This window comes from Pseudomarimonas salicorniae (assembly GCF_023156535.1).
Lineage (GTDB): Bacteria > Pseudomonadota > Gammaproteobacteria > Xanthomonadales > Xanthomonadaceae > Pseudomarimonas > Pseudomarimonas salicorniae.
Genome location: NZ_JALNMH010000009.1, coordinates 138863 through 160384, shown reverse-complemented (window position 1 = coordinate 160384; position 21522 = coordinate 138863). Strand labels below are relative to the sequence as shown.

At 68.3% G+C, this 21522-nt stretch carries 16 protein-coding genes; 10 read left to right on the top strand and 6 right to left on the bottom strand.

What is annotated here, in order from left to right; translation table 11 throughout:
• Nucleotides 1-59: 59 nt before the first annotated feature.
• Entirely contained in the window at nucleotides 60-737 is a 678-nt protein-coding gene (locus M0G41_RS11890; protein ID WP_248209450.1) for a YggS family pyridoxal phosphate-dependent enzyme, read from the bottom strand.
• 127 nt (nucleotides 738-864) lie between these two features.
• Here M0G41_RS11890 and M0G41_RS11885 point away from each other — a divergent pair, with 127 nt between their 5' ends.
• Together M0G41_RS11885 and M0G41_RS11880 are read left to right on the top strand one after the other, a co-directional pair.
• Nucleotides 865-1902, top strand: a complete 1038-nt coding sequence (locus M0G41_RS11885) for a type IV pilus twitching motility protein PilT (RefSeq protein ID WP_248209448.1) — start codon at nucleotides 865-867, stop codon at nucleotides 1900-1902.
• A gap of 113 nt (nucleotides 1903-2015) precedes the next feature.
• On the top strand, nucleotides 2016-3146 hold the full coding sequence (locus tag M0G41_RS11880) for a PilT/PilU family type 4a pilus ATPase (RefSeq protein WP_248209446.1): 1131 nt from the start codon (nucleotides 2016-2018) through the stop codon (nucleotides 3144-3146).
• Nucleotides 3147-3261: 115 nt separating this feature from the next.
• On the opposite strand, the gene M0G41_RS11875 is transcribed toward M0G41_RS11880, so the two are convergent.
• The 5 genes from M0G41_RS11875 to gshB form a co-directional block, all read right to left on the bottom strand.
• Nucleotides 3262-4188: an aspartate carbamoyltransferase catalytic subunit gene (locus tag M0G41_RS11875; RefSeq protein WP_248209445.1), complete on the bottom strand. Its 927-nt coding sequence runs from the start codon at nucleotides 4186-4188 to the stop codon at nucleotides 3262-3264.
• On the bottom strand, nucleotides 4185-4646 hold the full coding sequence (ruvX, locus tag M0G41_RS11870; RefSeq protein ID WP_248209443.1) for a Holliday junction resolvase RuvX: 462 nt from the start codon (nucleotides 4644-4646) through the stop codon (nucleotides 4185-4187). The genes M0G41_RS11875 and ruvX overlap by 4 nt, the downstream gene beginning before the upstream one ends.
• Nucleotides 4643-5209, bottom strand: a complete 567-nt coding sequence (locus tag M0G41_RS11865; protein WP_248209441.1) for a YqgE/AlgH family protein — start codon at nucleotides 5207-5209, stop codon at nucleotides 4643-4645. Before M0G41_RS11865 ends, ruvX begins: the two co-directional genes overlap by 4 nt.
• A 67-nt stretch (nucleotides 5210-5276) precedes the next feature.
• The gene (locus M0G41_RS11860) at nucleotides 5277-6134 is read right to left on the bottom strand and encodes an energy transducer TonB (protein ID WP_248209437.1); all 858 of its coding nucleotides are present in this window, start codon (nucleotides 6132-6134) and stop codon (nucleotides 5277-5279) included.
• Nucleotides 6131-7078 (bottom strand): glutathione synthase, encoded by a 948-nt coding sequence (gene gshB / locus M0G41_RS11855; protein WP_248209436.1) that lies wholly within the window; start codon nucleotides 7076-7078, stop codon nucleotides 6131-6133. Before gshB ends, M0G41_RS11860 begins: the two co-directional genes overlap by 4 nt.
• A 199-nt stretch (nucleotides 7079-7277) precedes the next feature.
• Here gshB and pilG point away from each other — a divergent pair, with 199 nt between their 5' ends.
• Genes pilG through M0G41_RS11815 form a run of 8 tightly spaced genes read left to right on the top strand, consistent with a single transcriptional unit; the run spans nucleotide 7278 to nucleotide 21235 of the window.
• The gene (pilG, locus tag M0G41_RS11850) at nucleotides 7278-7676 is read left to right on the top strand and encodes a response regulator (protein WP_248209434.1); all 399 of its coding nucleotides are present in this window, start codon (nucleotides 7278-7280) and stop codon (nucleotides 7674-7676) included.
• A gap of 20 nt (nucleotides 7677-7696) precedes the next feature.
• On the top strand, nucleotides 7697-8071 hold the full coding sequence (locus M0G41_RS11845; protein ID WP_248209433.1) for a response regulator transcription factor: 375 nt from the start codon (nucleotides 7697-7699) through the stop codon (nucleotides 8069-8071).
• Nucleotides 8072-8075: 4 nt separating this feature from the next.
• Nucleotides 8076-8621, top strand: a complete 546-nt coding sequence (locus M0G41_RS11840) for a chemotaxis protein CheW (RefSeq protein WP_248209432.1) — start codon at nucleotides 8076-8078, stop codon at nucleotides 8619-8621.
• Between the two features lie 28 nt (nucleotides 8622-8649).
• A complete protein-coding gene (locus tag M0G41_RS11835; RefSeq protein ID WP_248209431.1) occupies nucleotides 8650-10686 on the top strand; it encodes a methyl-accepting chemotaxis protein in 2037 nt (678 codons plus the stop codon).
• Between the two features lie 42 nt (nucleotides 10687-10728).
• Entirely contained in the window at nucleotides 10729-11613 is an 885-nt protein-coding gene (locus M0G41_RS11830; RefSeq protein WP_248209430.1) for a CheR family methyltransferase, read from the top strand.
• Complete coding sequence (locus M0G41_RS11825) at nucleotides 11610-18629, top strand: hybrid sensor histidine kinase/response regulator (protein WP_248209429.1); 7020 nt, start codon at nucleotides 11610-11612, stop codon at nucleotides 18627-18629. The genes M0G41_RS11830 and M0G41_RS11825 overlap by 4 nt, the downstream gene beginning before the upstream one ends.
• Nucleotides 18613-20709, top strand: a complete 2097-nt coding sequence (locus M0G41_RS18845; protein WP_248209427.1) for a chemotaxis protein CheB — start codon at nucleotides 18613-18615, stop codon at nucleotides 20707-20709. The genes M0G41_RS11825 and M0G41_RS18845 overlap by 17 nt, the downstream gene beginning before the upstream one ends.
• A 58-nt stretch (nucleotides 20710-20767) precedes the next feature.
• The gene (locus M0G41_RS11815) at nucleotides 20768-21235 is read left to right on the top strand and encodes a chemotaxis protein CheW (protein ID WP_248209425.1); all 468 of its coding nucleotides are present in this window, start codon (nucleotides 20768-20770) and stop codon (nucleotides 21233-21235) included.
• Nucleotides 21236-21522: the final 287 nt, after the last annotated feature.

Sequence of the window (21522 nt, the reverse complement as noted above, 5' to 3'; positions counted from 1 at the left end):
CAGGTCCTGGTAAATCGCCCAAGCATAGCAACCGCCGGTGAGCGCCCGCCGGGTCCTGCTCAGGACTTGCCGGGGCGCGGCCCGAACAGCGCCGTGCCGATGCGGACCTGGGTGGCGCCCTCGGCGATCGCCAGCTCGAAGTCGTCGCTCATGCCCATCGACAGCGTGTCGGCGTCCCGGTGCGTGGCACGCAGCCGCTCGAACAGCTGGCGCATCGCGGCGAAGGCGCGACGCAGCGAGGCCGGGTCGCCGGGGGCCGGGATCGCCATCAGGCCGCGCAGCTTCAGCCGCGATTCGGCAGCGATCGCGGCGGCCAGCGCCTCGATCTGGTCGGGGCGGCAGCCGGACTTGCTGTCCTCATCATCGATATTGACCTGGATCAGCAGGTTCAGAGGTGCCCGATCGGCCGGCCGGAAGCGCGCCAGCGGAGCGATCAGCTTGGCGCGGTCGATGGAATCGATCCAGTCGAAGGTCTCGGCCGCCTCGCGGCACTTGTTGCTCTGCAGGTGGCCGATCAGGTGCCAGACCGGGCCGAGGTCGGCCAGCGCCTCGCGCTTGGCCATGGCCTCCTGCACATAGTTCTCGCCAAAGGCGCGCTGCCCGCTGGACTCGGCAAGCGCCCGGACCTCGATGTCGCTGCGGGTCTTGCTGACAGCGAGCAGGTCGACCTGGCGGCCGTCCGCGGCCTGGGAGATACGCTCCCGGATGCGGTCGATGGGTTGTGCGCTGGAACTCATGGATGGAGGGTTTTCGCTGCTTCCGCGACGGTGGTGGTTCGGCGCTATACTCGACAACAGCTTAACCACCGGACGGCATCCTGCCATCCGCGGGCGTGAAGGCCTTCGTCATTTTTTGGGGGTGGGCATGGATATCGCTGAGCTGTTGGCCTTCTCGGTCAAGAACAAGGCCTCGGACCTGCATCTCTCGGCCGGCCTGCCGCCGATGATCCGCGTCGATGGCGACGTCCGCCGGATCAACATCCCGGCGCTGGACCACAAGCAGGTCCACACGCTGGTCTACGACATCATGTCGGACAAGCAAAGGCGCGACTACGAGGAGTTCCTCGAGTGCGACTTCAGCTTCGAGATCGCCGGGCTCGCCCGCTTCCGCGTCAATGCCTTCAACCAGAATCGCGGCGCCGGCGCGGTGTTCCGGACGATTCCCTCCGAGGTGCTCTCGCTTGAGGACCTGGCCGCGCCGAAGGTGTTCAAGGAGCTGATCGAGCAGCCGCAGGGCCTGATCCTGGTCACCGGCCCGACCGGCTCGGGCAAGTCGACCACGCTTGCGGCGATGGTCGACCACGTCAACAAGAACGAGTATGGCCACATCCTCACCGTCGAGGATCCGATCGAGTTCGTGCACACCTCGAACAAGTGTCTGATCAACCAGCGCGAGGTGCACCGCGACACCCACGGCTTCAACGAAGCCCTGCGTTCCGCGCTGCGCGAGGATCCCGACTACATCCTCGTCGGCGAGCTGCGTGACCTCGAGACCATCCGCCTCGCGCTGACCGCGGCGGAGACCGGGCATCTGGTGTTCGGCACCCTGCATACCAGCTCGGCGGCCAAGACGATCGACCGCATCATCGACGTGTTCCCCGCCGGCGAGAAGCCGATGGTCCGCTCGATGCTGTCGGAGTCGCTGCGCGCGGTGATCTCGCAGTCGCTGCTGAAGAAGGTCGGCGGCGGGCGCATCGCTGCGCACGAGATCATGGTCGCCATCCCCGCCATCCGCAACCTGATCCGAGAGGACAAGGTGGCGCAGATGTACTCGTCCATCCAGACCGGCCAGCAGTACGGCATGCAGACCCTCGACCAGTGCCTGCAGGACCTGGTCAAGCGCGGCCAGATCATCCGCCAGCAGGCGCGTGAGTACGCCAAGGACAAGCGCTTGTTCGATTGATCGAACAAGCGGGTGATTCGTGATTCGTGATTCGTGATTCGTAAGAGCTTGGCCTCGCACGATCATGCTTTTACGAATCACGAATCACGAATCACCAATCACGGGCTTCTGACATGAGCAGCATCGACTTCACCAGCTTCCTGAAACTGATGGCGCACAAGAAGGCGTCGGACCTGTTCATCACCGCCGGCGTGCCGCCGTCGATGAAGGTCTCGGGGAGGGTGCAGCCGATCACGCAGAATCCGCTGACGCCGCAGCAGTCCCGCGACCTGGTGCTCAACGTGATGACGCCGAGCCAGCGCGAGGAGTTCGAGAAGACCCACGAGTGCAACTTCGCCATCGGCGTCTCCGGCGTCGGCCGCTTCCGCGTGTCCTGCTTCTACCAGCGCAACCAAGTCGGCATGGTGCTGCGCCGGATCGAGACCAAGATCCCCACCGTCGAAGAGCTCAACCTGCCGCCGATCATCAAGACGCTGGCGATGACCAAGCGCGGCATCATCATCTTCGTCGGCGCCACGGGCACGGGTAAGTCGACCTCGCTGGCGGCGATGATCGGCTACCGGAACCAGAACAGTTCGGGCCACATCATCACCATCGAGGACCCGATCGAGTTCGTGCACAAGCACGAGGGCTGCATCATCACCCAGCGCGAGGTCGGCATCGACACCGACAGCTGGGAGGCGGCGCTGAAGAACACCCTGCGCCAGGCGCCCGACGTGATCATGATCGGCGAGGTGCGCACCCGCGAAGGCATGGACCACGCCATCGCCTTCGCCGAAACCGGCCATCTCGTGCTCTGCACCCTGCACGCCAACAACGCCAACCAGGCGCTGGACCGCATCATCAACTTCTTCCCCGAGGACCGTCGCAGCCAGCTGCTGATGGACCTGTCGCTGAACCTCAAGGGTATCGTCGCCCAGCAGCTGGTGCCGACGCCGGATGGCAAGGCCCGCCGCTGCGCGATGGAGATCATGCTCGGCACGCCGCTGATCCAGGACTACATCCGCGACGGCGAGGTGCACAAGATCAAGGAAGTGATGAAGGAGTCGACCAACCTCGGCATGAAGACCTTCGACCAGGCCCTGTTCGAGCTGTATCAGGCCGGCGAGATCAGCTACGAGGACGCCCTGCGCCACGCCGACTCCAGCAACGAGGTCCGCCTGCGAATCAAGCTCGCCCAGGGCGGCGACGCGCACACCCTGTCGCAGGGTCTGGATGGCGTCGAGGTGATGGAGACGCGTTAGAAGCCGTGATCGGTGATTCGTGATTGGTGATTCGTCAAAGCGGGCACCGGCCCACTGAGGCGACTCTGCTCTTGCGAATCACCAATCACGAATCACGAATCACTGAAGCGTTGGCTCAAGCCAACGCTTCAAGCACCGCCATCCTCACTGCCACCCCATTGCTGACCTGCTCGCGAATCACCGACTGCGGGCCGTCGGCGACGGCATCGGCGATCTCCACGCCGCGGTTCATCGGGCCGGGATGCATGACGATGGCGTCGGGCTTGGCGAGGGCGAGGCGCTCGGGGGTGATGCCCCAGTCGCGGAAATAGGCCTCGAGCGAGGTCACCAGGCCTTCCTCCATGCGTTCGCGCTGCAGGCGCAGGGTCATCACCACGTCGGCGCCCTCCACGGCCTCGTCGGCGCTGGTGCAGAGTCGGCAGCCTTCCTGCACCGAGGACTCCGGTAGCAGCGACTCCGGCGCGGCGATGCGGATCTCGCCGGTGTTCAACAGGCGTAGCGCGCGCAGGTCCGAGCGGGCGACGCGCGAGTGGCGGATATCGCCGATCAGGGCGACGCTCAGGGTCGAGAAGTCCTGGCCCTTGTGCTGGCGGATGGTCAGCATGTCGAGCAGGCCCTGGGTCGGGTGATGGCTGCGGCCGTCGCCCGCATTGACCAGCCGGGAACGCGGCGCGCAGATCGAGGCCAGCTGGGCGACCACGCCGTCGGTGCCGTGGCGGACGACGAAGACGTCGGCGCCCATGGCCTCCAGCGTGTAGAGGGTGTCGGCCAGGGTCTCGCCCTTGCGCGTGGACGAGTTCGCCATGTCGAAGTTCAGTACGGTGGCGCCGAGCCGCTTGGCGGCCAGTTCGAAGGAGCTGCGGGTGCGGGTCGAGGGCTCGAAGAACAGGTTGACCACGGTCTTGCCGGCGAGCGGGGCCTCGGGCAGCGGCGCGCCGAGCGCGCGCTCGCGCAGCGACTGGGCACGCTGCAGCAGGCGATCGAGCTCGCTGGCACTGAGGTCGGCAAGGCTGAGCAGGTGGCGGAGCGTGGCGTGGGTCATGGCGTGGGGGCTTCCTGGGGACTGGACGGGGCGCCGGCATCCAGCCAGCGCTGCAGGATGGCGGCTGCGGCATGGGCATCGATCTGCGCGGCGTCGCGACGGCGGGCGGCGCCGCGGCTGCGTGCCCGGGCGAACTGCTCGCTGGCCTCGCGGGAGCTGTGGCGTTCGTCGACCAGGCTGACCGGCAGGCCGAGGCGGCCCTCCAGCTGACGGGCAAAGCGGCGGGCGACCAGGGTCGCTTCCTGTTCCGCGCCGTCGAGGGTCAAGGGGTCGCCCACGACCAGGGACGAGGGCCGCCATTCGTGCAGCAGGCGGGCCAGGACGGCCCAGACATCCTCGCGCTCGCGGTCGATCACGCAGAGCGGCCGGGCGCTGCCGGTGAGGCGATTGCCGATGGCCACGCCGATCCAGCGGCTGCCGACATCGAAGCCGAGCGCCGGACCAGCCTGTCCGCTCATGCGTGGCCGGAATACGGGGCGAGCTGGGAGAGATCGAGGCCGATCAGCTTGGCGGCCGCCATCCAGCGCTGGTCGATGCCGGTGTGGAAGAGCACGGTGAGATCGGCGCGCACGGTCAGCCAGGAATCCTCCTGCAGCTCGGACTCGAGCTGGCCGGCATTCCATCCGGCGTAGCCCAGCGCCACCACCGCGTGCTGCGGACCCTTGCCCTCGGCCATCGCGACCAGGATGTCCCGCGAGGTCGTCAGGCACAGCTCGCCCGAGATGCGGTAGCTGGAGTCCCACTGGTCACGATCGGGTGAGTGCAGGACGAAGCCGCGCTCGCGCTGGATCGGGCCGCCGAACAGGACCGGCGAAGCCGACAGGGCCTCGTCGCTGCATTGGATGTCCATCTGCCCGAGGATGTCGCCGAGGGTGAAGTCGGAGGCGCGATTGATCATGATCCCCATGGCGCCCTCCTCGTTGTGCTGGCACAGCAAGGTCACCCCGCGCGAGAAGTTCGGGTCGTCGAGCGCGGGCAGCGCGATCAGGAAGTGGTTGGCCAGGGAATCGGGGCTGTCCATGGCCGCATTGTAAGGCCAGCGGCCCCCACGCTGACGGGGCAGGGCGGCGACGGTTCAGCCGGCCGGCTCAGCGGTTGCGCAGCACGCCCCCCTCGAGGAACTGCCAGGTGCGGGTGATATGCAGCACGTCGACCCCCTCCCCGGCCTGCGGCAGGGCCGGGAACGGCTCGGCCAGGCGCACGGTGCGCATGGCTGCGTCGTCCAGCACGGGAAAGCCCGATGGCTGGATGATGTCGATTCTCTCGACGCTGCCGTCGCGGCGCACGGCGACGGTCATCACCAGCTGGCCATGGACATTCCGCCGCTTGGCCTCTTCCGGGTAGTTGAGGTTGCCGATCCGCTCGACCCGGGCCACCCAGGCGCGCATGTAGGCGGCGTACTCGTATTCCTTGGTGTTGGCGGAGATGAACTTGCGCTTCGGCCGTTTGGCGTAGGCCTGGCTCTGGCGTTCGATCTCGGCCGCCAGCCGGGCCATCTCGAGCGAGCGCTCCATCAGCTGCCGGCGGTCGGGCAGGGGCAGGTCGGGACGGTCCTGGGTGTTCAGGGCCACCTCGGGGCGTTCGGCGCGGGCGGTCAGCACCGGCTGGGTCGAGGCCTCGCGCGGGGCCGGAGCGCCGACCGGTTGTTCGACCGCGGCCACGCCCGGCGTCGCCTTGGGCACGTCGGCCGAGGTCGGCTCGCTCGGCCGCTTGGCCTCCTCGCTCTCGCCGCCGCCCTGCTGGCTGCTGGCGGCCAGGAAATCGGCCTTTTCCGGCGGCGTCTCGCTGCGGGTTTCGGTGAGAATGATGTCCAGCGTCGGGACCAGCGGCGCCGGATCGTCGACGGCGAAGCCGATGCCGAAGACCAGCATCGCGTGGACCAGCAGGGAGAACAGGACGGTGGCGCGCAGGCGGTCGCCCGGGGTGATGCGCGGCGCGGCACTCACCCGGTTGCGGCCTCGATGTGGTCGAAGAGCATGGTGGCGACGTTGAAGCCGGTCTGGGCGGCGATCTCGCGGATGCAGGTCGGGCTGGTGACGTTGACCTCGGTCAGCCGGTCGCCGATCACGTCGAGGCCGACGAAGACCATGCCGCGGGCACGCAGGGTCGGCCCGACCGCCTCGGCGATGGCCCGGTCGGCGTCCGAGATCGGTCGCGCCTCGCCCCGACCGCCCACCGCCAGGTTGCCGCGGAAATCCTCGCCCTGCGGGATCCGGGCGAGGCAATAGGGCGCGGGTTCGCCGTCGACCAGCAGCACGCGCTTGTCACCCTCGCTGATGGCCGGCAGGAACTGCTGGGCCATGACCAGCTCGCTGCCGCCCTGGGCCAGGGTCTCGAGGATCACGTTGAGATTGGGGTCGCCGCGACGGACCCGGAAGATCGAGCGGCCGCCCATGCCGTCCAGCGGCTTGAGCACGCACTCGCCATGCTCGGCGACGAAGGCCCTGAGAGCCACCGCGTCACGGCTGACCAGGGTGCGCGGGCAGAGCGCCGGAAAGTGCAGCGCGAACAGCTTCTCGTTCATGTCGCGCAGGCCGGTCGGGTCGTTCAGCACGCGCACGCCCAGGGTCTGGGCCTGGCTGAGGATCTGCGTCTCGTGCAGATAGCTGGCGTCGACCGGCGGGTCGCGGCGCATCAGCACCACGTCGGCCTCGGAGAGCGGCTGGCGACGGTATTCGTCCCGACGGAAGTGGCTCCCGGCCTCGTCGGCCACGGCAAGCCCGGCCAGCTCGGCCGTGGGCGTGCCCTGGTCGAGCCCGAGACTGCCGGGACGGACGTAGAGCAGCCGGTGGCCACGCCGCTGGGCTTCCAGCAGCATGGCGAAGGTCGAGTCCTTGGCGATCTTCACCGACTCGATCGGATCCATCACCACCGCGATGTTGAGCGCCATCCTTTGGTTGCTCTCGAAGGTCCTGATCGGGTCGTTGGCCGGCCACGCGCCGCGGCGCTCCGCTGCCGGCAGACAAAGGCCGCGGCTATACTAGCAAAGCATTAACGCTCGCTTGACAGCTAGAGGTAACGCTGGGATATAGCGGGGACGGGCGCGCTTTTGCGCGCAGAGCCGGGATCACCCTCGTAGGGGAAGCTGGATGGAAGATTCGGGAAGCGCAGGAAGCCTGTCCGGGCTCAAGGTCATGGTCATCGATGATTCGAAGACCATTCGCCGGACGGCCGAGACCCTGCTCAAGAAGGAAGGCTGTGACGTGGTCACCGCCACCGACGGATTCGAGGCGCTTGCCAAGATCGCCGATCACCAGCCGCAGGTGATCTTCGTCGACATCATGATGCCGCGCCTGGACGGCTACCAGACCTGCGCGCTGATCAAGAACAACCAGATGTTCAAGGGCACGCCGGTGATCATGCTCTCGAGCAAGGACGGCCTGTTCGACAAGGCCAAGGGCCGCATCGTGGGCTCCGAGGAATACCTCACCAAGCCCTTCACGCGCGACGAACTGCTGTCGGCGATCCGCCGCCACGTCGAGCGTTGAGCCGGACCGGCAAGGAACCCATGGCCACCATCCTGATCGTCGACGACTCTCCCACCGATACCCGCGTGTTCAGCAACGTGCTGGAGCGCAATGGCTTTACCGTGATCACCGCCGACAACGCGGAGGACGGCGTCGCGACCGCCAAGGCGCAACTGCCCGACCTTGTGCTGATGGATGTGATCCTGCCCGGCATGAACGGGTTCCAGGCGACCCGGGCCCTGGCCCGTGACCCCGCCACCCAGCACATCCCGGTGATCATCGTCAGCACCAAGAACATGGAAACCGATCGCGTCTGGGGCCTGCGTCAGGGCGCCAAGGATTACCTGGTCAAGCCGCCCAGCGAGCGCGAGCTGGTCAACCGGATCCGAGCATTGCTACCCGAGGGGGTCGAGTAGGTCCATGAGCAATTCGCCGCTTCCGCCGTTCGCCATCCTGGCCGATTACGAGCGCCGCAGCCTCGACCACACGCCGGGCACGCCCGAGCAGATCGATGCCGCCGGCCTCTGGCGCGGGGTCGGCTACCGGCTCGGCGACCGCCGTCTGGCCTCGATGTTCGGCGAGGTCATGGAGATCATCACCCTGCCCGGGGTCACCCCGGTGCCGGGCGGCCAGAACTGGCTGCTTGGGGTGGCCAACGTGCGCGGCACCCTGCTGCCGGTGGCCGACCTCAAGCTGTTTCTCGAGGGGGAGCGCACCGTACTGCACGAGAGCCAGCGTGCGCTGGTGGTGCGCCAGCCGGGTGGCAATGTCGCCATCCTGATTGACGAACTGCTCGGCCAGCGGCACTTCACCGACGAGCAGCGCTGCGATCCGGGTGAGATCGCGCAGGGGCGTTACGAGCAGTACGTGACGCAGGGCTACAACGTGGGCGGCGTGACCTACGGCGTGTTCAACATGGCCGTACTGGCGCGTTCCGCGGAATTCCGACAGGCCGCGGCGGCCTGATCATTCATTTCTGGGGCGAGGTTAGACAATGAGCAGTGCAGCAGCAGCCGTCGGAGGGCGCGAGCGTCGTAGCGCCTATGGTCTCTGGGTCATCATCCTGCTGGTCGGGTTGGGTGTGCTTCTGGCCAACTTCTTCCTGACCGCGCGCTACAACACGCAGGAAACCAACGCGCGCGCCATCGTCTCCGACATCCGCGTGCTCTCGCAGCAGGTGGCCAAGTTCGCCCAGGGCGCCGGCAACGGTGACCTCGACGCGTTCGACGAGCTGCAGGCGACCCGCGAGCAGGTCCGGCGCAATCTCGCCGCGCTGCAGGGGGGCGACAGCGAGCGCGGCGTGCCGGCCTACGAGGGGGTCTCCGGCGTAAGCGAGCAGCTGACCAGCCTCAATCAGACCTGGCAGCCGATCAGCGCCAATGCGCAGCGCATCCTCGACGCGCGGGACCTGATTCTCGACCTGTTCGACACTGCCTCGGCCTTCTCCGCCGCGGTGCCGCAGATGCAGACCCAGATGGATGCCGCGGTGCAGGCCATGATCGAGTCCGGCGCGCCCAGCCAGCAGATCTACATCGCCGCCCGCCAGAACCTGTTTGCCGACCGCATGATCCGCCGCGTGACGCAGATCCTGCAGGGTGGCGCCGGTGCCATCTCGGCCGCCGATGCGCTGTCCCGCGAGGCCAGCTTCTACGGCCAGATCCTCAACGCGCTGACCTCCGGCGCTTCCGATCTCAACATCCGCCGCGTTGACAGCGCCGCCGCCCGCCAGCGCCTCGAAGAGGTCGCCGAGGTGTTCAGTGGCGTGCAGAGTGACGTCGAGGCGATCATGGGCGGCAGCACCCAGCTGCTCGAGGTCAAGGAAGCCTCCGACGAGATCTTCGTGTCCTCCGAGGATCTGCTGCGCTCAGCCGAGAACCTCGACGCCGCCTTTGCCCGGCTGCCGGGCAGCCGCGCCTTCCCCTCGGTCCAGCTCGGCCTGATCGCCGGCGCCCTGACCCTGCTCGGCATCGTCGGCCTGCTGTTCACCCTGTACCGCGACCAGACCCGCCGCTTCCAGGTCACCCAGGAGCTGAACCAGCGTAACCAGGAAGCGATTCTGCGACTGCTGGACGAAATGGGCTCGCTGGCCGAAGGCGACCTGACCGTCCGCGCCACCGTCACCGAGGACATCACAGGCGCGATCGCCGACTCGATCAACTTCGCCATCGAGGCGCTGCGATCCCTCGTTACCACGATCAACGAGACCGCCGTGCAGGTGGCCGCCGCCGCCCAGGAGACCCAGGCCACCGCCATGCATCTGGCGGAAGCCGCCGAGCACCAGGCCCAGCAGATCACCTCGGCTTCGGCCGCGATCAACGAGATCGCGGTGTCCATCGACGAGGTGTCGAAGAACTCCGCCGAGTCGGCCGACGTTGCGCAGCGCTCGGTGCAGATCGCCGCCAAGGGCGCCGAGGTCGTGCGGCAGACGATTCAGGGCATGGACTCGATCCGTGACCAGATCCAGGAAACCTCGAAGCGAATCAAGCGACTGGGTGAAAGCTCGCAGGAAATCGGCTCGATCGTCGAACTGATCAACGACATCGCCGAGCAGACCAACATCCTGGCGCTGAACGCCGCCATCCAGGCGGCCTCGGCCGGTGAAGCGGGCCGCGGATTCGCGGTCGTGGCCGACGAAGTGCAGCGCCTTGCGGAACGCGCCTCGAACGCCACCAAGCGAATCGAAACCCTGGTCCAGACCATTCAGGCCGACACCAACGAAGCGGTGTCCTCGATGGAGCAGACGACGGCCGAGGTGGTCGCGGGTGCGCGTCTGGCCGAGGACGCCGGCCTCGCCCTGGGCGAGATCGAAAAGGTGTCGAACGACCTCGCCGACCTGATTCAGAACATCTCCGAGGCGGCCCGCCAGCAGTCGGCGGCGGCGACCAACATCTCCGCCACCATGAACGTGATTCAGGAGATCACCTCGCAGACCTCGATGGGCGCCAGCCAGACGGCGGAGTCGATCGGCAACCTGGCGCAGCTCGCTGCCGACCTGCGCCGCTCGGTCGCCGACTTCAAGCTGCCCGGCTGATTCGGAACGGATAGCTAAAGGAACGCGACCCGAAGCATGGGCATGGCCGCCAAATCCAGCAGCCGCGGAAGCACGCCGCCTCCGCCGATGGACGACCTTGAGTTCGCCCGTTGGGTTCGGCTGCTCGAAACGCGGACCGGGGTCACCGTGCCGCCGGAGCGCAAGCCGTTCCTGGTTACCGGCCTGCGCCGGCGGATGCGCGAGACCGGGCATACCGACTACTCGCGCTACTACGAGGAGCTGCTGGATGGCGCCCGCGGCGCGGTGGAGTGGGCGGCCCTGGTCGACCACCTCACCGTGCACGAGACCCACTTCTTCCGCCATCTGCCCTCGCTCGAGCTGATCCGCAAGGAGTGGCTGCCGCTGTGGGCGCAGGACGTGGCCGGCGACCAGCCCGTCCACGCGCTGTCGGTGGGTTGCTCCACCGGTGAGGAGGCCTACACGCTGGCCCTGGTGCTCGATCGGGCGCTGGGTGAGCACGGCGGCTACCGGCGTTTCGGCATCACTGCCACCGATGTCAGCCAGTCGGCGCTGTCGATGGCGCGCTCGGCGACCTATCCGCTGTCGCGGCTGGAGGAGATTCCGGCCGCCTACCGTGCCGAGGGCATCGAACCCGACGGCGAGGACCAGTTCCGCATCGCCGAGCGCCTGCGCAAGCGCGTCGGCTTTGCCTGCGTCAACCTGATGCATGCCTCGCGTGCGCCGTTGCGCCAGCTGGACCTGATCTACTGTCAGAACGTGCTCATCTATTTCGCTCGCGAGCGACGCGGTGAGCTGCTCGATGGCCTTGCCCGGTTGCTGCGGCCCAATGGGCTGCTGGTGCTGGGGCCGGGTGAAGTCACCGGCTGGAGCCATCCCCAACTGATGCGTTTCGGAGGCCGCCAGACCCTGGCCTTCCTCCGTCAATCGAAAGAGACCCAGGCATGAGGCTGCAAGACGACATCGATTTCACCACGCTGACCTGGGTCAAGGGCGAGCTCGACGAGACGCTGAAGCAGGCCCGCCAGGCGCTGGAGGCCTACGTCGAGGATCCGACCGACGTCAGCCAGATGCGTTTCTGCGCCACCTACCTGCACCAGGTGCAGGGCACGTTGCGCATGGTCGAGTTGTACGGCGCGGCGATGGTCACCGAGGAGATGGAGCGCCTCGCCGACGCGCTGATGCACGATGTCATCGGCAATCGCGACGAGGCCTACACCGTGCTCATGCGCGGCATCGTCCAGCTGCCCGACTACCTCGAGCGGCTGCAGTCGGGCCACAAGGACATCCCCATCGTCCTGCTGCCCCTGCTCAATGACCTGCGCGCGGCGCGTGGTGAGAAGGGGCTGTCCGAGAGCGTGCTGTTCACGCCCGACCTTGGCCGGTCCCTGCCGGGCTCGGCCAAGGGCCCCGAGCGCACCGTCGACAGCGCCGTGCTCGGCCGCCTGGCAGAGCAGTTGCGCGTCCAGTTCCAGCTGTCGCTGCTGAAGTGGTTCAAGAACGAGGACCCCGCCACCCACGTCGCGCGGCTCGCCGCGGTCTGCGACAAGCTGGTCAGCCTGATTGCCCAAGAGGACGCGCGTCGCCTGTTCTGGATCAGCGCCGGCCTGCTCACCGCGCTGCGCGAGCGCGCCTTCGATCCGCCGGTGCCGCTCAAGCAGGCCTTCGGCAAGGTCGAGCGCGAGATCAAGCGCCTGGCCGACCAGGGCGAGGCGGCCTTCCGTGTCGACCCGCCGCGCGAACTGACCCGCACCCTGCTGTACTTTGCCGCGCATGCACCGACCCAGCACGGTCGGATCGCCGAGCTGCGCCAGACCTTCGACCTCGACCGGCTGCTGCCCAGCGAGGATGAGATCCGCCATGCCCAGGGGTCGATCAGCGGTCACAACCGCGCCCTGCTCGACACCGTGGCCGCGGCGATCAAGGAGGACCTGCTGCGGGTCAAGGACGCGCTTGACCTGCATCTGCGCACGCAGAGCGACGACGTCGCCTCGCTGGCCGCCCAGGCCGAGGTCCTCGGCCGGGTTGCCGACACCCTCGGCATGCTTGGCCTCGGGGTTCCCCGGGGCGTGGTGCTCGAACAGCGCCAGGCGGTCGAGGAGGTTGCCCAGGGCAAGCGACCGGCCGATGAGTCGACCCTGCTCGACATCGCCGGCGCCCTGCTCTACGTCGAATCCTCGCTGGACGACCAGGTCCAGCACCTCGGCAGCGGCGGCGGCATCCGCGACGCCGCCCAGGCCGACTCTCGCAAGGTGCTCGATGCACTGGTCAAGGAGGCACAGGCCAATTTCGCCCAGGCCAAGCAGTGCTTCGTGGCCTTTGTGGAGAGCAGCTGGGACCACACCCAGCTGCAGGATGTGCCGCGCCTGCTCGGCGAGGTCGGCGGCGCGCTGCGTATCCTCGAGCTGGACGAGCCGCCGCGCTATCTGACCGCCATCGCACGCTTCACCGAGGTCGAGCTGCTGACCCGGCACCGCGTGCCCAACGGCCAGCAGCTGGACACCCTGGCCGACGCCCTGGCCAGCCTCGAGTACTACCTCGAGGCGCTGCGCGAGCATCGCGCCGGGCGCGAGAAGATCCTCGATGTCGCCCGTCAGCGCCTCGAAGCGCTGGGATACTGGCCGATTCCGGACAGCGCCCTGGAGGGTGTTGCGGACGGTGTGCCGGTGGCAGCGCGCGACGCCGAACTGGAGAGCGTGGTCGAGCCGCCGCGCGAAGCACCCGCGCTGGCCGCCGAGCCGGAAGCCAGCGGCGCGGATGCCGCGGCAAGCCCCGAAGTGGGTACAGAGCCCGGGCCGGAGACTGCTGAGTCCGATGCTGCCGAGCCCGCGCCCCCGATCGAGGCTTCTCCCGCTGCTCCACCTGCGCCGGTCCCGGCCGCAGCAGCGGCGCAGGCGCCGGTTGAAGGGTTCGATATCGCCGGCGAGGATATCGACGAGGAGATCCGAGAGGTCTTCATCGAGGAGGTTCAGGAGGAGATCAACAACCTCGGCGAGCTGTTCCCGGCGTGGAAAGCCAATCCCGAGTCCGCCGAGCTGCTCAAGCCGATCCGACGCGTGTTCCACACCCTCAAGGGGAGCGGACGCCTGGTCGGCGCGCTGACCCTCGGCGAGTTCAGCTGGAAGATCGAGAACATGCTCAACCGCGTGCTCGATCAGACCATCCGCCCGGACGCAGGCGTGGTGGCCATCATCGGCGCTGCCCACGAGGCGCTGCCGGGCCTGCTCGAAGCCCTGAAGGGCGAGGGCCGCATCAGCAGCAACCTGGAGGGCATCAAGCAGGCCGCCGACCGTATCGCCGCGGGCGAGTTGCTCAGCCCGCAGCAGGTCCGCGAGGCTTCTCGCTTCGAGGAATCCGCCCCGACCGAAGTCGCCGAGCAGGGGGCCGCGCCGGTCGAGCCGACGACGGAAAGTGGGCACGCCGAGGAAGCGCCGCAGGGCGAGGGGGCTCTGCTCGCCGAGACGCCTTCGGAATCCATCGAGGAGGCCCTGCAGGAGCTCGACGAGCATGCCGAGGCGGTCGAGGAAGCCGCCCCTGACCAGATCGAGGCTGGCGTCGAGGACGAGACCCTGCCTGAAGAAACCATCGATGTCTCCGACCTGGTCGACGAAGACACGCTTGCCGCGATCGAAGGCGAAGCCGAAGTGCCATCCGGCAGCCTCGACGATCTGGGCGAGGAGCTGGAGCGCGAGCTGGCCGGGCTCGAGGACGAGCTGGCCGAAGCGCCGTCCGCGGACGAGGACATCGAGCCGATCGATATCGAGTCCATGGATCTGGTCGGAGACGAGGCGGAACTGGATGCCGCGCTGGCAGCCGACGAGACGCTGGCGATGGGCGAAGACGCGGCGCGCGATGGCTCGGTGTTCGCCATCGACGCCGTACTGTTCGACATCCTGAAGGCAGAGGTGGCCGGTCATCTCGAGACCGTGGACGAGTACGTCTCGGCCAGCAGCGAACAGCCGCAGATGGTCAGCGACCCGCTGCTGCGCGCCGTGCACACCATGAGCGGCGCCTTCGCGATGACCGAAGTGCCGCACATCACCGAGGTGGTCAGCCCGCTCGAGGGCTACATCAAGCGCCTGATCGCCCAGCGCGCCGCGCCGACCGCAGAAGGCGTGACCCTGATGGGCGAGGCCGCGGAAGCCATCCGCAAGTTGATGCGCTCGCTCGAGCAGGAGCCCCCGTTCGCTCCCGCTTTCCACCCGTTGGCCGAGCGCCTTGCGGCGTTGCGCGACACCCTGCCCGAGCCGAGCGGCCCGCTGCTGCCGCTGCACACCGAGATGGACGAGCTGGCCGCGGAGGAGGACGAAGCCGCCACCGAGGTCGCGGCCGAAGCCGAGTCCCTGGACGAGGCCCCGGTCATGGCCGAGGCCGATCAGCACCCCGCGGAAGCCGAGGCAGCGGCGCAAGATGACGCCGCCGCCGAGGACGCCGCCGAGGCCGATTCCGAAGCTGCCCTGGGCGCTGGAATCGCGCAGCAGGCGCTGGAAAGCGCAGAAGCGCGGCCCGAGGAGATCGAGCTGGCCGACCCGGACGACGGCCTCATCGCGTTGGACGAAGTCCCGGAAGACGGCGCCCAAGCGCTGACCGAGGCGGACGCTGCTGACGACACCCTGGATAGCGAGTCCCTGAGCTTCGACGACCTGATGCCCGAAGCCCGGGCCGGGGAAGCCGGAGAGGACGGAGATCGCCCGACCGAAGCCGGATTCGACATCATCGAAGACGACTTCGCGTCCGAGAGCGAAGCGGAGGCCGAGACTCGGGCAGAAGCCGAGTCCGGTGCCGACACGCCGTCCGAGCCGCTGCCCGCCGCAGAAGACGATGCGGCCCTGGTCGCCCTGCTGCTTTCCGATGCGCCGGCCGAGGCCGAGGCCGGGGAGGCGGAGGTCGCCGAAGGGACCGAGCCGGGGCTTGGCGAAATGGACGAAGCCGCCATCGAGGCTGCGCTGGCCGGCGCACCTTTCGACAGTGGCGAGATCGAGAGCATTGCCGTCGAGGCCGACGACTCTCCTGCGGAGTCCTTCGAGCCCGAAGCCGACGAGGCCGTGGAAGTCGAGGCCATCGAACTGGAGTCTTCGGAAGGGATCGAACTGGAAGCGCCGACCGACGTGGCCGAGGGTGGGACCACAGAGGCCGAGGCCGAAGCGGTCGAGCCGGAGGCGGTGGAAGTTGCCGAGGTTCCGGATGAGGCCGTGGCCATCGCCGACGACCAGCCCGGCAGCGATTCCGTCGAGGCGGTCGAACCGGTGATCGAGGCAGAACCGGAATCCGAGGAGCTCGTCGAGGAGTCAGCCGAGACCGAAGCCGAGACGGAAGCCGAGACCGAAGCCGAGACCGAAGCCGAGACCGAAGCCGAGACCGAAGCCGAGACCGAAGCCGAGACGGAAGCCGAGACCGAAGCCGAGACCGAAGCCGAGACCGAAGCCGAGACGGAAGCCGAGACCGAAGCCGAGACCGAAGCCGAGACCGAAGCCGAGACCGAAGCCGAGACCGAAGCCGAAGCCGATTCGCGCGCGGCAGCGGTGGCTGCCAGCGGTCTGGCCGCGGCGCTGGCGAACGCCGACCCCGATCCGGACGGTCCGCTGCAGCTGCCGGACATGGATGAGGAGCTGCTGGACATCTTCCTTGAGGAAGGTGTCGACATCCTCGACCACAGCGACGGAATGCTGGCCCGCCTGCGCGAGAACCCGACCGACCGTGAGTTGGTGGTCGGACTGCAGCGCGACCTGCACACACTGAAGGGCGGCGCACGCATGGCCGGCCTGGTGCCGATCGGTGACCTCGGCCACGCCGCCGAATCGCTGCTCGAAGCGGTGGCCGACGGTCGCCGTGACCTGGGTGGCGCCGGCATGGAAGTGCTCGAGCGGGTGTTCGACCGCCTGCACGGCATGGTCACCCGCATTGGCGAGCGCAAGGCGCTGGCCATGCCGACGACCCTGCTCGGCTACGTCGAGGCCCTGGTCCGCGGCGAGCAGCTCGAGTTCGCGGACGCCGAGGCCGAGGTCGAGGTCGATGCGGCACCGAAGTCCCCCGCGCCGGCAGCGGCCCGTCCGGCCGAGCTGGCCAGCGTGGCCAAGCCGACCGCGCTCGATACCGCCCTGGACGAAGACGAGTCGATCACCCGCGCCCCGCAGGAGCAGATCCGCATCCGCGCCGACCTGCTCGACCGCCTGGTCAATTACGCCGGCGAGGTCGCCATCTACCGCGCCCGCCTGGAACAGCAGGTCGGTGCCTTCCGCGGCGGTCTGGTGGAGATGGACGCCACCACCAATCGTTTGCGCGAACAGCTGCGTCGCCTGGAGATCGAGACCGAGGCGCAGATCATCGCCCGCTACCAGCGCGAGCAGGACGAGGGCGAGGCGGCGAACTTCGATCCGCTCGAGCTGGATCGCTTCTCCACCCTGCAGCAGCTCTCGCGCGCCCTGGCCGAGTCGGCTGCCGACCTGACCAACCTGCAGGGCACCCTGGACGATCTGACCAGGCAGTACGAAACGCTGCTGCTGCAGCAGTCGCGGGTCAGCTCCGAGCTGCAGGAAGGGCTGATGCGCACGCGCATGGTGCCCTTCGATGCACTGGTCCCGCGGCTGCGCAGGATCCTGCGCCAAACCGCCAGCGAGCTGGGCAAGAAGGCCCAGCTCAAGGTGGAAGGTGCGCAGGGCGAAATGGACCGCAACGTCCTTGATCGCATGACCGCGCCGCTAGAGCACATGCTGCGCAACGCGCTGGCACATGGTCTTGAGTCGCCCGATACCCGCGAAGCCGCGGGCAAGCCGGCCGAGGGCACGGTCCGCATCCATGTCTCCCGCGAAGCCTCGGAAGTCGTCATCCGGGTCTCAGACGACGGCAGTGGCATGGACCGTGACGCGATCCGCCGCAAGGCGATCGAGCGCGGACTGCTCGATCCGGACGCCCAGCTGTCCGATCGCGAGCTGTTCGGCTTCGTGCTCGAGTCGGGCTTCTCCACCGCGCAGTCGGTCAGCAAGATCGCTGGCCGCGGCGTCGGCATGGACGTGGTCCACAGCGAGATCAAGCAGCTGGGCGGCTCGCTGTACATCGAGTCCGAATTCGGCAAGGGCACCGAGTTCGTGGTCCGCCTGCCGTTCACGCTCGCCGTCACCCAGGCCGTCTTCGTCAAGCTCGGCGAGACCTCCTACGCGATCCCGATCACTTCGGTGCAGGGCGTGGCGCGCATCGCCCCGGACGTGCTCGAGGCAAAGCTCGCCGAAGGCGACGCCAGTTTCGAGTATGCCGGCGAGCGCTACTCGATCCACGATCTCGGGCTGCTGCTTGGCCATGGCCAGGTCAAGGCCAGCGAGTCGCTTCAGGTGCCGCTGCTGCTCGCCCGTTCGGGCGATCTGCGCGCGGCGATCTCCATCGATCAGGTCATCGGCAGCCGCGAGATCGTGGTCAAGCCCACCGGCCCGCAGGTCAACTCCATTCCGGGCATCTTCGGTGCCACGGTGATGGGTGACGGCTCGGTGGTGATCATCCTTGACGTTGCGCCGCTGGTTCGCCGGGCCGCGGCCCTGCATGCGGTGGGAGAGGCGCCGGCGCAGGGTGTGCCGGTCGAGGCGCGCAAGATTCCCCTGGTCATGGTCGTCGACGACTCGATCACCATGCGCAAGGTGTCCTCGCGCGTGCTGGAGCGCGCCGGCTACGAGGTGCTCACAGCAAAGGACGGCGTCGACGCGATCGAGAAGATGCAGGAGCGCGTCCCGGACGCCATGCTGCTCGACATCGAAATGCCGCGCATGGACGGCTACGAGCTGGCCACCCACATGCGCAACGATGTCCGCCTGCGCGGCGTACCGATCATCATGATCACCTCGCGCACCGGCGAGAAGCATCGCCAGCGCGCGTTCGAGATCGGCGTCGACCGCTACCTCGGCAAGCCCTACCAGGAGGCCGAGCTGATGCGCAACGTGCAGGAACTGCTGAAGGTGGGCCGTGGCGGCGCAGGTTGACAGCGCGGCGCCGGAGCGGGTCGCCCTGCTGGGCCGCGATGACGAGGTCCGGGCCCAGCTTCGCGCTGCCCTGAGCGAGGTCGGCGCCGAGATCGTCCACGAGGGCGATCCTCGCGAGGTCGACACCGAGGCGCTGCGCGGGCTCGACGCAGGCACCCTCATCGTCAACCTGGACGCAGGGCTCGAGGACGCCATCGATCATCTCGACGCGCTGTTCGACGACCCCGCGGTGCAGGTCATCTTCAACGAGTCCGAGGTCACCCAGAAGCTCTCCGGCTGGGACCTTGCCCGCTGGGCGAGGCACCTGGTGGCCAAGGTGCTGCGCTGCAGCGACGCCACGCCGCCGCCGCCGCCCGGGTCGGAGTCCCTTCCGCTGCGAGACCTGCAGCCGCAGCCCCGCGGTCGGGCGCCGGACGCCGAGGCCGACGACCAGAGTGGGGCCTTCAACGACATCGCCGAGGAAGCCCGGCTCAGCGGCGAAGTGGTGCCGGCCAGCCGGCAGCTGGTTGACGAGGATGTTCCGCGGGTGGAGCTCGAAACCTCCGAGCCCGAGCAGGTCGAGCATGAGCCCCTGATCACGATCGAACTTGAGCGCGAAGCGGCAGAGGACGACACGGACTTCGAGCTTTCCGGCGTGTCGCTCGAGCGCCCCGTGCCGCAGACCGCGTCCGAGCAGTACCTCGATCCAAACGAGGTGCTTGAGATAGACGACTTCGAGCTGGTACCGCATGACGAGCTCGAAGCGACCGGCCGACGGCTGGGGCCGGACGAGCCCACCGTCGTGCTTTCCCGCGACGAACTTCACGCGGAGCTCTCCATCAAGGGCGATGATGCACAGGGCGACGAACCGCTTGCCCCGCGGCGCGGCAGCGACGACCCCACGGTGGTCATCGACCTCGCCGATATCGAGGCCGGACTGGAGGCCTTGAACGAGGAGCCGGACGCTGTGGACGTCGCCCCGGCCAGCAGTGCCTACGTCGACCAGGACGAGGGCGAGCCCCGGCTGGAAGGCGAGGACTTCGAGGCGCTGCTGCAGGGCTTCGACGCCGATGCCCCGCCCGCGCCGCTGCCGCGCGAGACCGATGAGGAGGTCGACCTCAGTCTTGATGAAGACGTCGCCGCCCTGGCGGCGCAGCTGGATGCATTGTCCGGCGGCGATGGCGGGGACGAGGAGGTCACCGGATCCGGACCGGCGTCCGGCGCGATTGAGGATGCCGGCTTCGATATCGACTTCGAACTGCCCGAGCCGGGGGAATCCCCCACCGCTCAGCTCGGGTCCGGAGAAGAATCCGTTGAGCCTGCGTCGCCGGCGGCACCGGCTGCTGCCGCCTCCGGCGGGTTCGGCGAGCTCAGCCTGCTGGACATCGATGCCGATCCGTCGGCGCCGGCTGGCGAGGCGGCGCCCAAGTCCGGCGCGAGCTTCGACTTCGATTCGATCGGGCTCAGTCTCGAGCCGATGCCCGGCGAGTCGCCGGCGACGACGCCCGATTCGGCGGCCGTCGAAGGCCAGATCCGCCGGGTGGTCGTGCTCGGCGCCTCGATCGGCGGCCCCGATGCCCTGCGCAGCTTCCTCGGCGCGATTCCGGCCGGATTCCCGGCCCTGCTGGTCCTGGTCCAGCATCTCGACAATGGATTCTTCGGTCGCCTCGCCCAGCAGCTGCAGAAGGCCTCGGCGCTCAACGTCCGCGTGGCCGGGGAGGACCCGTCCCCCGCGCGAATGGGCGAAGTGCTCATCCTGCCCTCGGACGGTCGCTACACGATCCGCCGCGACGGCAGCATCGAGCGCTCCGACTATCCCGAGCCGCCGCGCTACAAGCCCTGCATCAATGACGCCTTCCGCGCCATCGCCGACGAGTTCGGGCGCGACACCCTGGCGATCATCTTCAGCGGCATGGCCGGCGATGCAGTCGACGGCGCCAGCCACGTCACTGCCATGGGCGGCGAAGTCTGGGGACAGGATCCGGACAGCTGCGTGGTCAGCTCGATGATCGACGGCGCCCGTGCCCGCGGCCTGCTCGAGACCGTCGCCAGCCCGCGCGAACTCGGCGAGAAGCTGGTCGCCCGTTACGGGCGCGGCTGAGCCGGCAACCGACCCCCACCACCGCCCCGCGACGGCCCACGAGGAACCCGCCCAGACCATGGATACACCCACCAGCGACATCCGCGGCGTCATGATCTCGGTCACCAACGGCCGCCTGCTCCTGCCCAACGCGACCGTCGCCGAGGTCATCACCTATTCGGACCCCGAGCCGGTTCCCGGGGCGCCGGACTGGCTGCTTGGACGGATCCGCTGGCGCGGCTGGCGGATCCCCATGGTGTCGTTTGCCCGGCTGGCCGGCTTCTCCGCCACCGAAGGCGAACGCGGCGCCAAGGTTGCCGTACTCAAGGCGCTCTCCGGCCATCCGCGCCTGCCGTATTTCTGCATGATCACCCAGGGCTTCCCGCGCCTGACCACGGTCTCCCAGGATGCCCTTCTCGAACGCGCCGACAGCGCGCCGCTGCGCCAGGGCACCCTGATGCGCGTGATGCTGCGCGATGACGAGGCGGTCATCCCCGACCTTGAGGACATCGAAGGCCGTCTGGTCGACGCCCTCGAAGCGGCCTAGCGCCCAGGGGCAGGAGAGGGCGCGAAGTTCGCATTCGCCCCGGTCCCGCTGTAGGAGCCAGCTTGCTGGCGATAGGCACCCCGGACCGGACGATCGCCAGCAAGCTGGCTCCTACACACGCAACGGCGTTGCCAGGTCCGGTTGGCGCCGCAAAGCAGGCCCTGCCGAAGTCAAACTGTGGGAGTGCCCTTGGGCGCGACCGCGGAGGCGCGCTCTGGCCTCGGTCTGTGGTGAATCCGAAACGCCGCGGTCGCGCCCATGTGCGCTCCTACAGTCGGGCTTCGCTG

What these genes read in the sequence shown, in the direction of transcription:
- M0G41_RS11890 (WP_248209450.1), bottom strand. Translation starts at nt 737, where the DNA reads ATGAGTTCCAGCGCACAACCCATCGACCGCATCCGGGAGCGTATCTCC.
- M0G41_RS11885 (WP_248209448.1), top strand. Translation starts at nt 865, where the DNA reads ATGGATATCGCTGAGCTGTTGGCCTTCTCGGTCAAGAACAAGGCCTCG.
- M0G41_RS11880 (WP_248209446.1), top strand. Translation starts at nt 2,016, where the DNA reads ATGAGCAGCATCGACTTCACCAGCTTCCTGAAACTGATGGCGCACAAG.
- M0G41_RS11875 (WP_248209445.1), bottom strand. Translation starts at nt 4,188, where the DNA reads ATGACCCACGCCACGCTCCGCCACCTGCTCAGCCTTGCCGACCTCAGT.
- ruvX (WP_248209443.1), bottom strand. Translation starts at nt 4,646, where the DNA reads ATGAGCGGACAGGCTGGTCCGGCGCTCGGCTTCGATGTCGGCAGCCGC.
- M0G41_RS11865 (WP_248209441.1), bottom strand. Translation starts at nt 5,209, where the DNA reads ATGGACAGCCCCGATTCCCTGGCCAACCACTTCCTGATCGCGCTGCCC.
- gshB (WP_248209436.1), bottom strand. Translation starts at nt 7,078, where the DNA reads ATGGCGCTCAACATCGCGGTGGTGATGGATCCGATCGAGTCGGTGAAG.
- pilG (WP_248209434.1), top strand. Translation starts at nt 7,278, where the DNA reads ATGGAAGATTCGGGAAGCGCAGGAAGCCTGTCCGGGCTCAAGGTCATG.
- M0G41_RS11845 (WP_248209433.1), top strand. Translation starts at nt 7,697, where the DNA reads ATGGCCACCATCCTGATCGTCGACGACTCTCCCACCGATACCCGCGTG.
- M0G41_RS11840 (WP_248209432.1), top strand. Translation starts at nt 8,076, where the DNA reads ATGAGCAATTCGCCGCTTCCGCCGTTCGCCATCCTGGCCGATTACGAG.
- M0G41_RS11835 (WP_248209431.1), top strand. Translation starts at nt 8,650, where the DNA reads ATGAGCAGTGCAGCAGCAGCCGTCGGAGGGCGCGAGCGTCGTAGCGCC.
- M0G41_RS11830 (WP_248209430.1), top strand. Translation starts at nt 10,729, where the DNA reads ATGGCCGCCAAATCCAGCAGCCGCGGAAGCACGCCGCCTCCGCCGATG.
- M0G41_RS11825 (WP_248209429.1), top strand. Translation starts at nt 11,610, where the DNA reads ATGAGGCTGCAAGACGACATCGATTTCACCACGCTGACCTGGGTCAAG.
- M0G41_RS11815 (WP_248209425.1), top strand. Translation starts at nt 20,768, where the DNA reads ATGGATACACCCACCAGCGACATCCGCGGCGTCATGATCTCGGTCACC.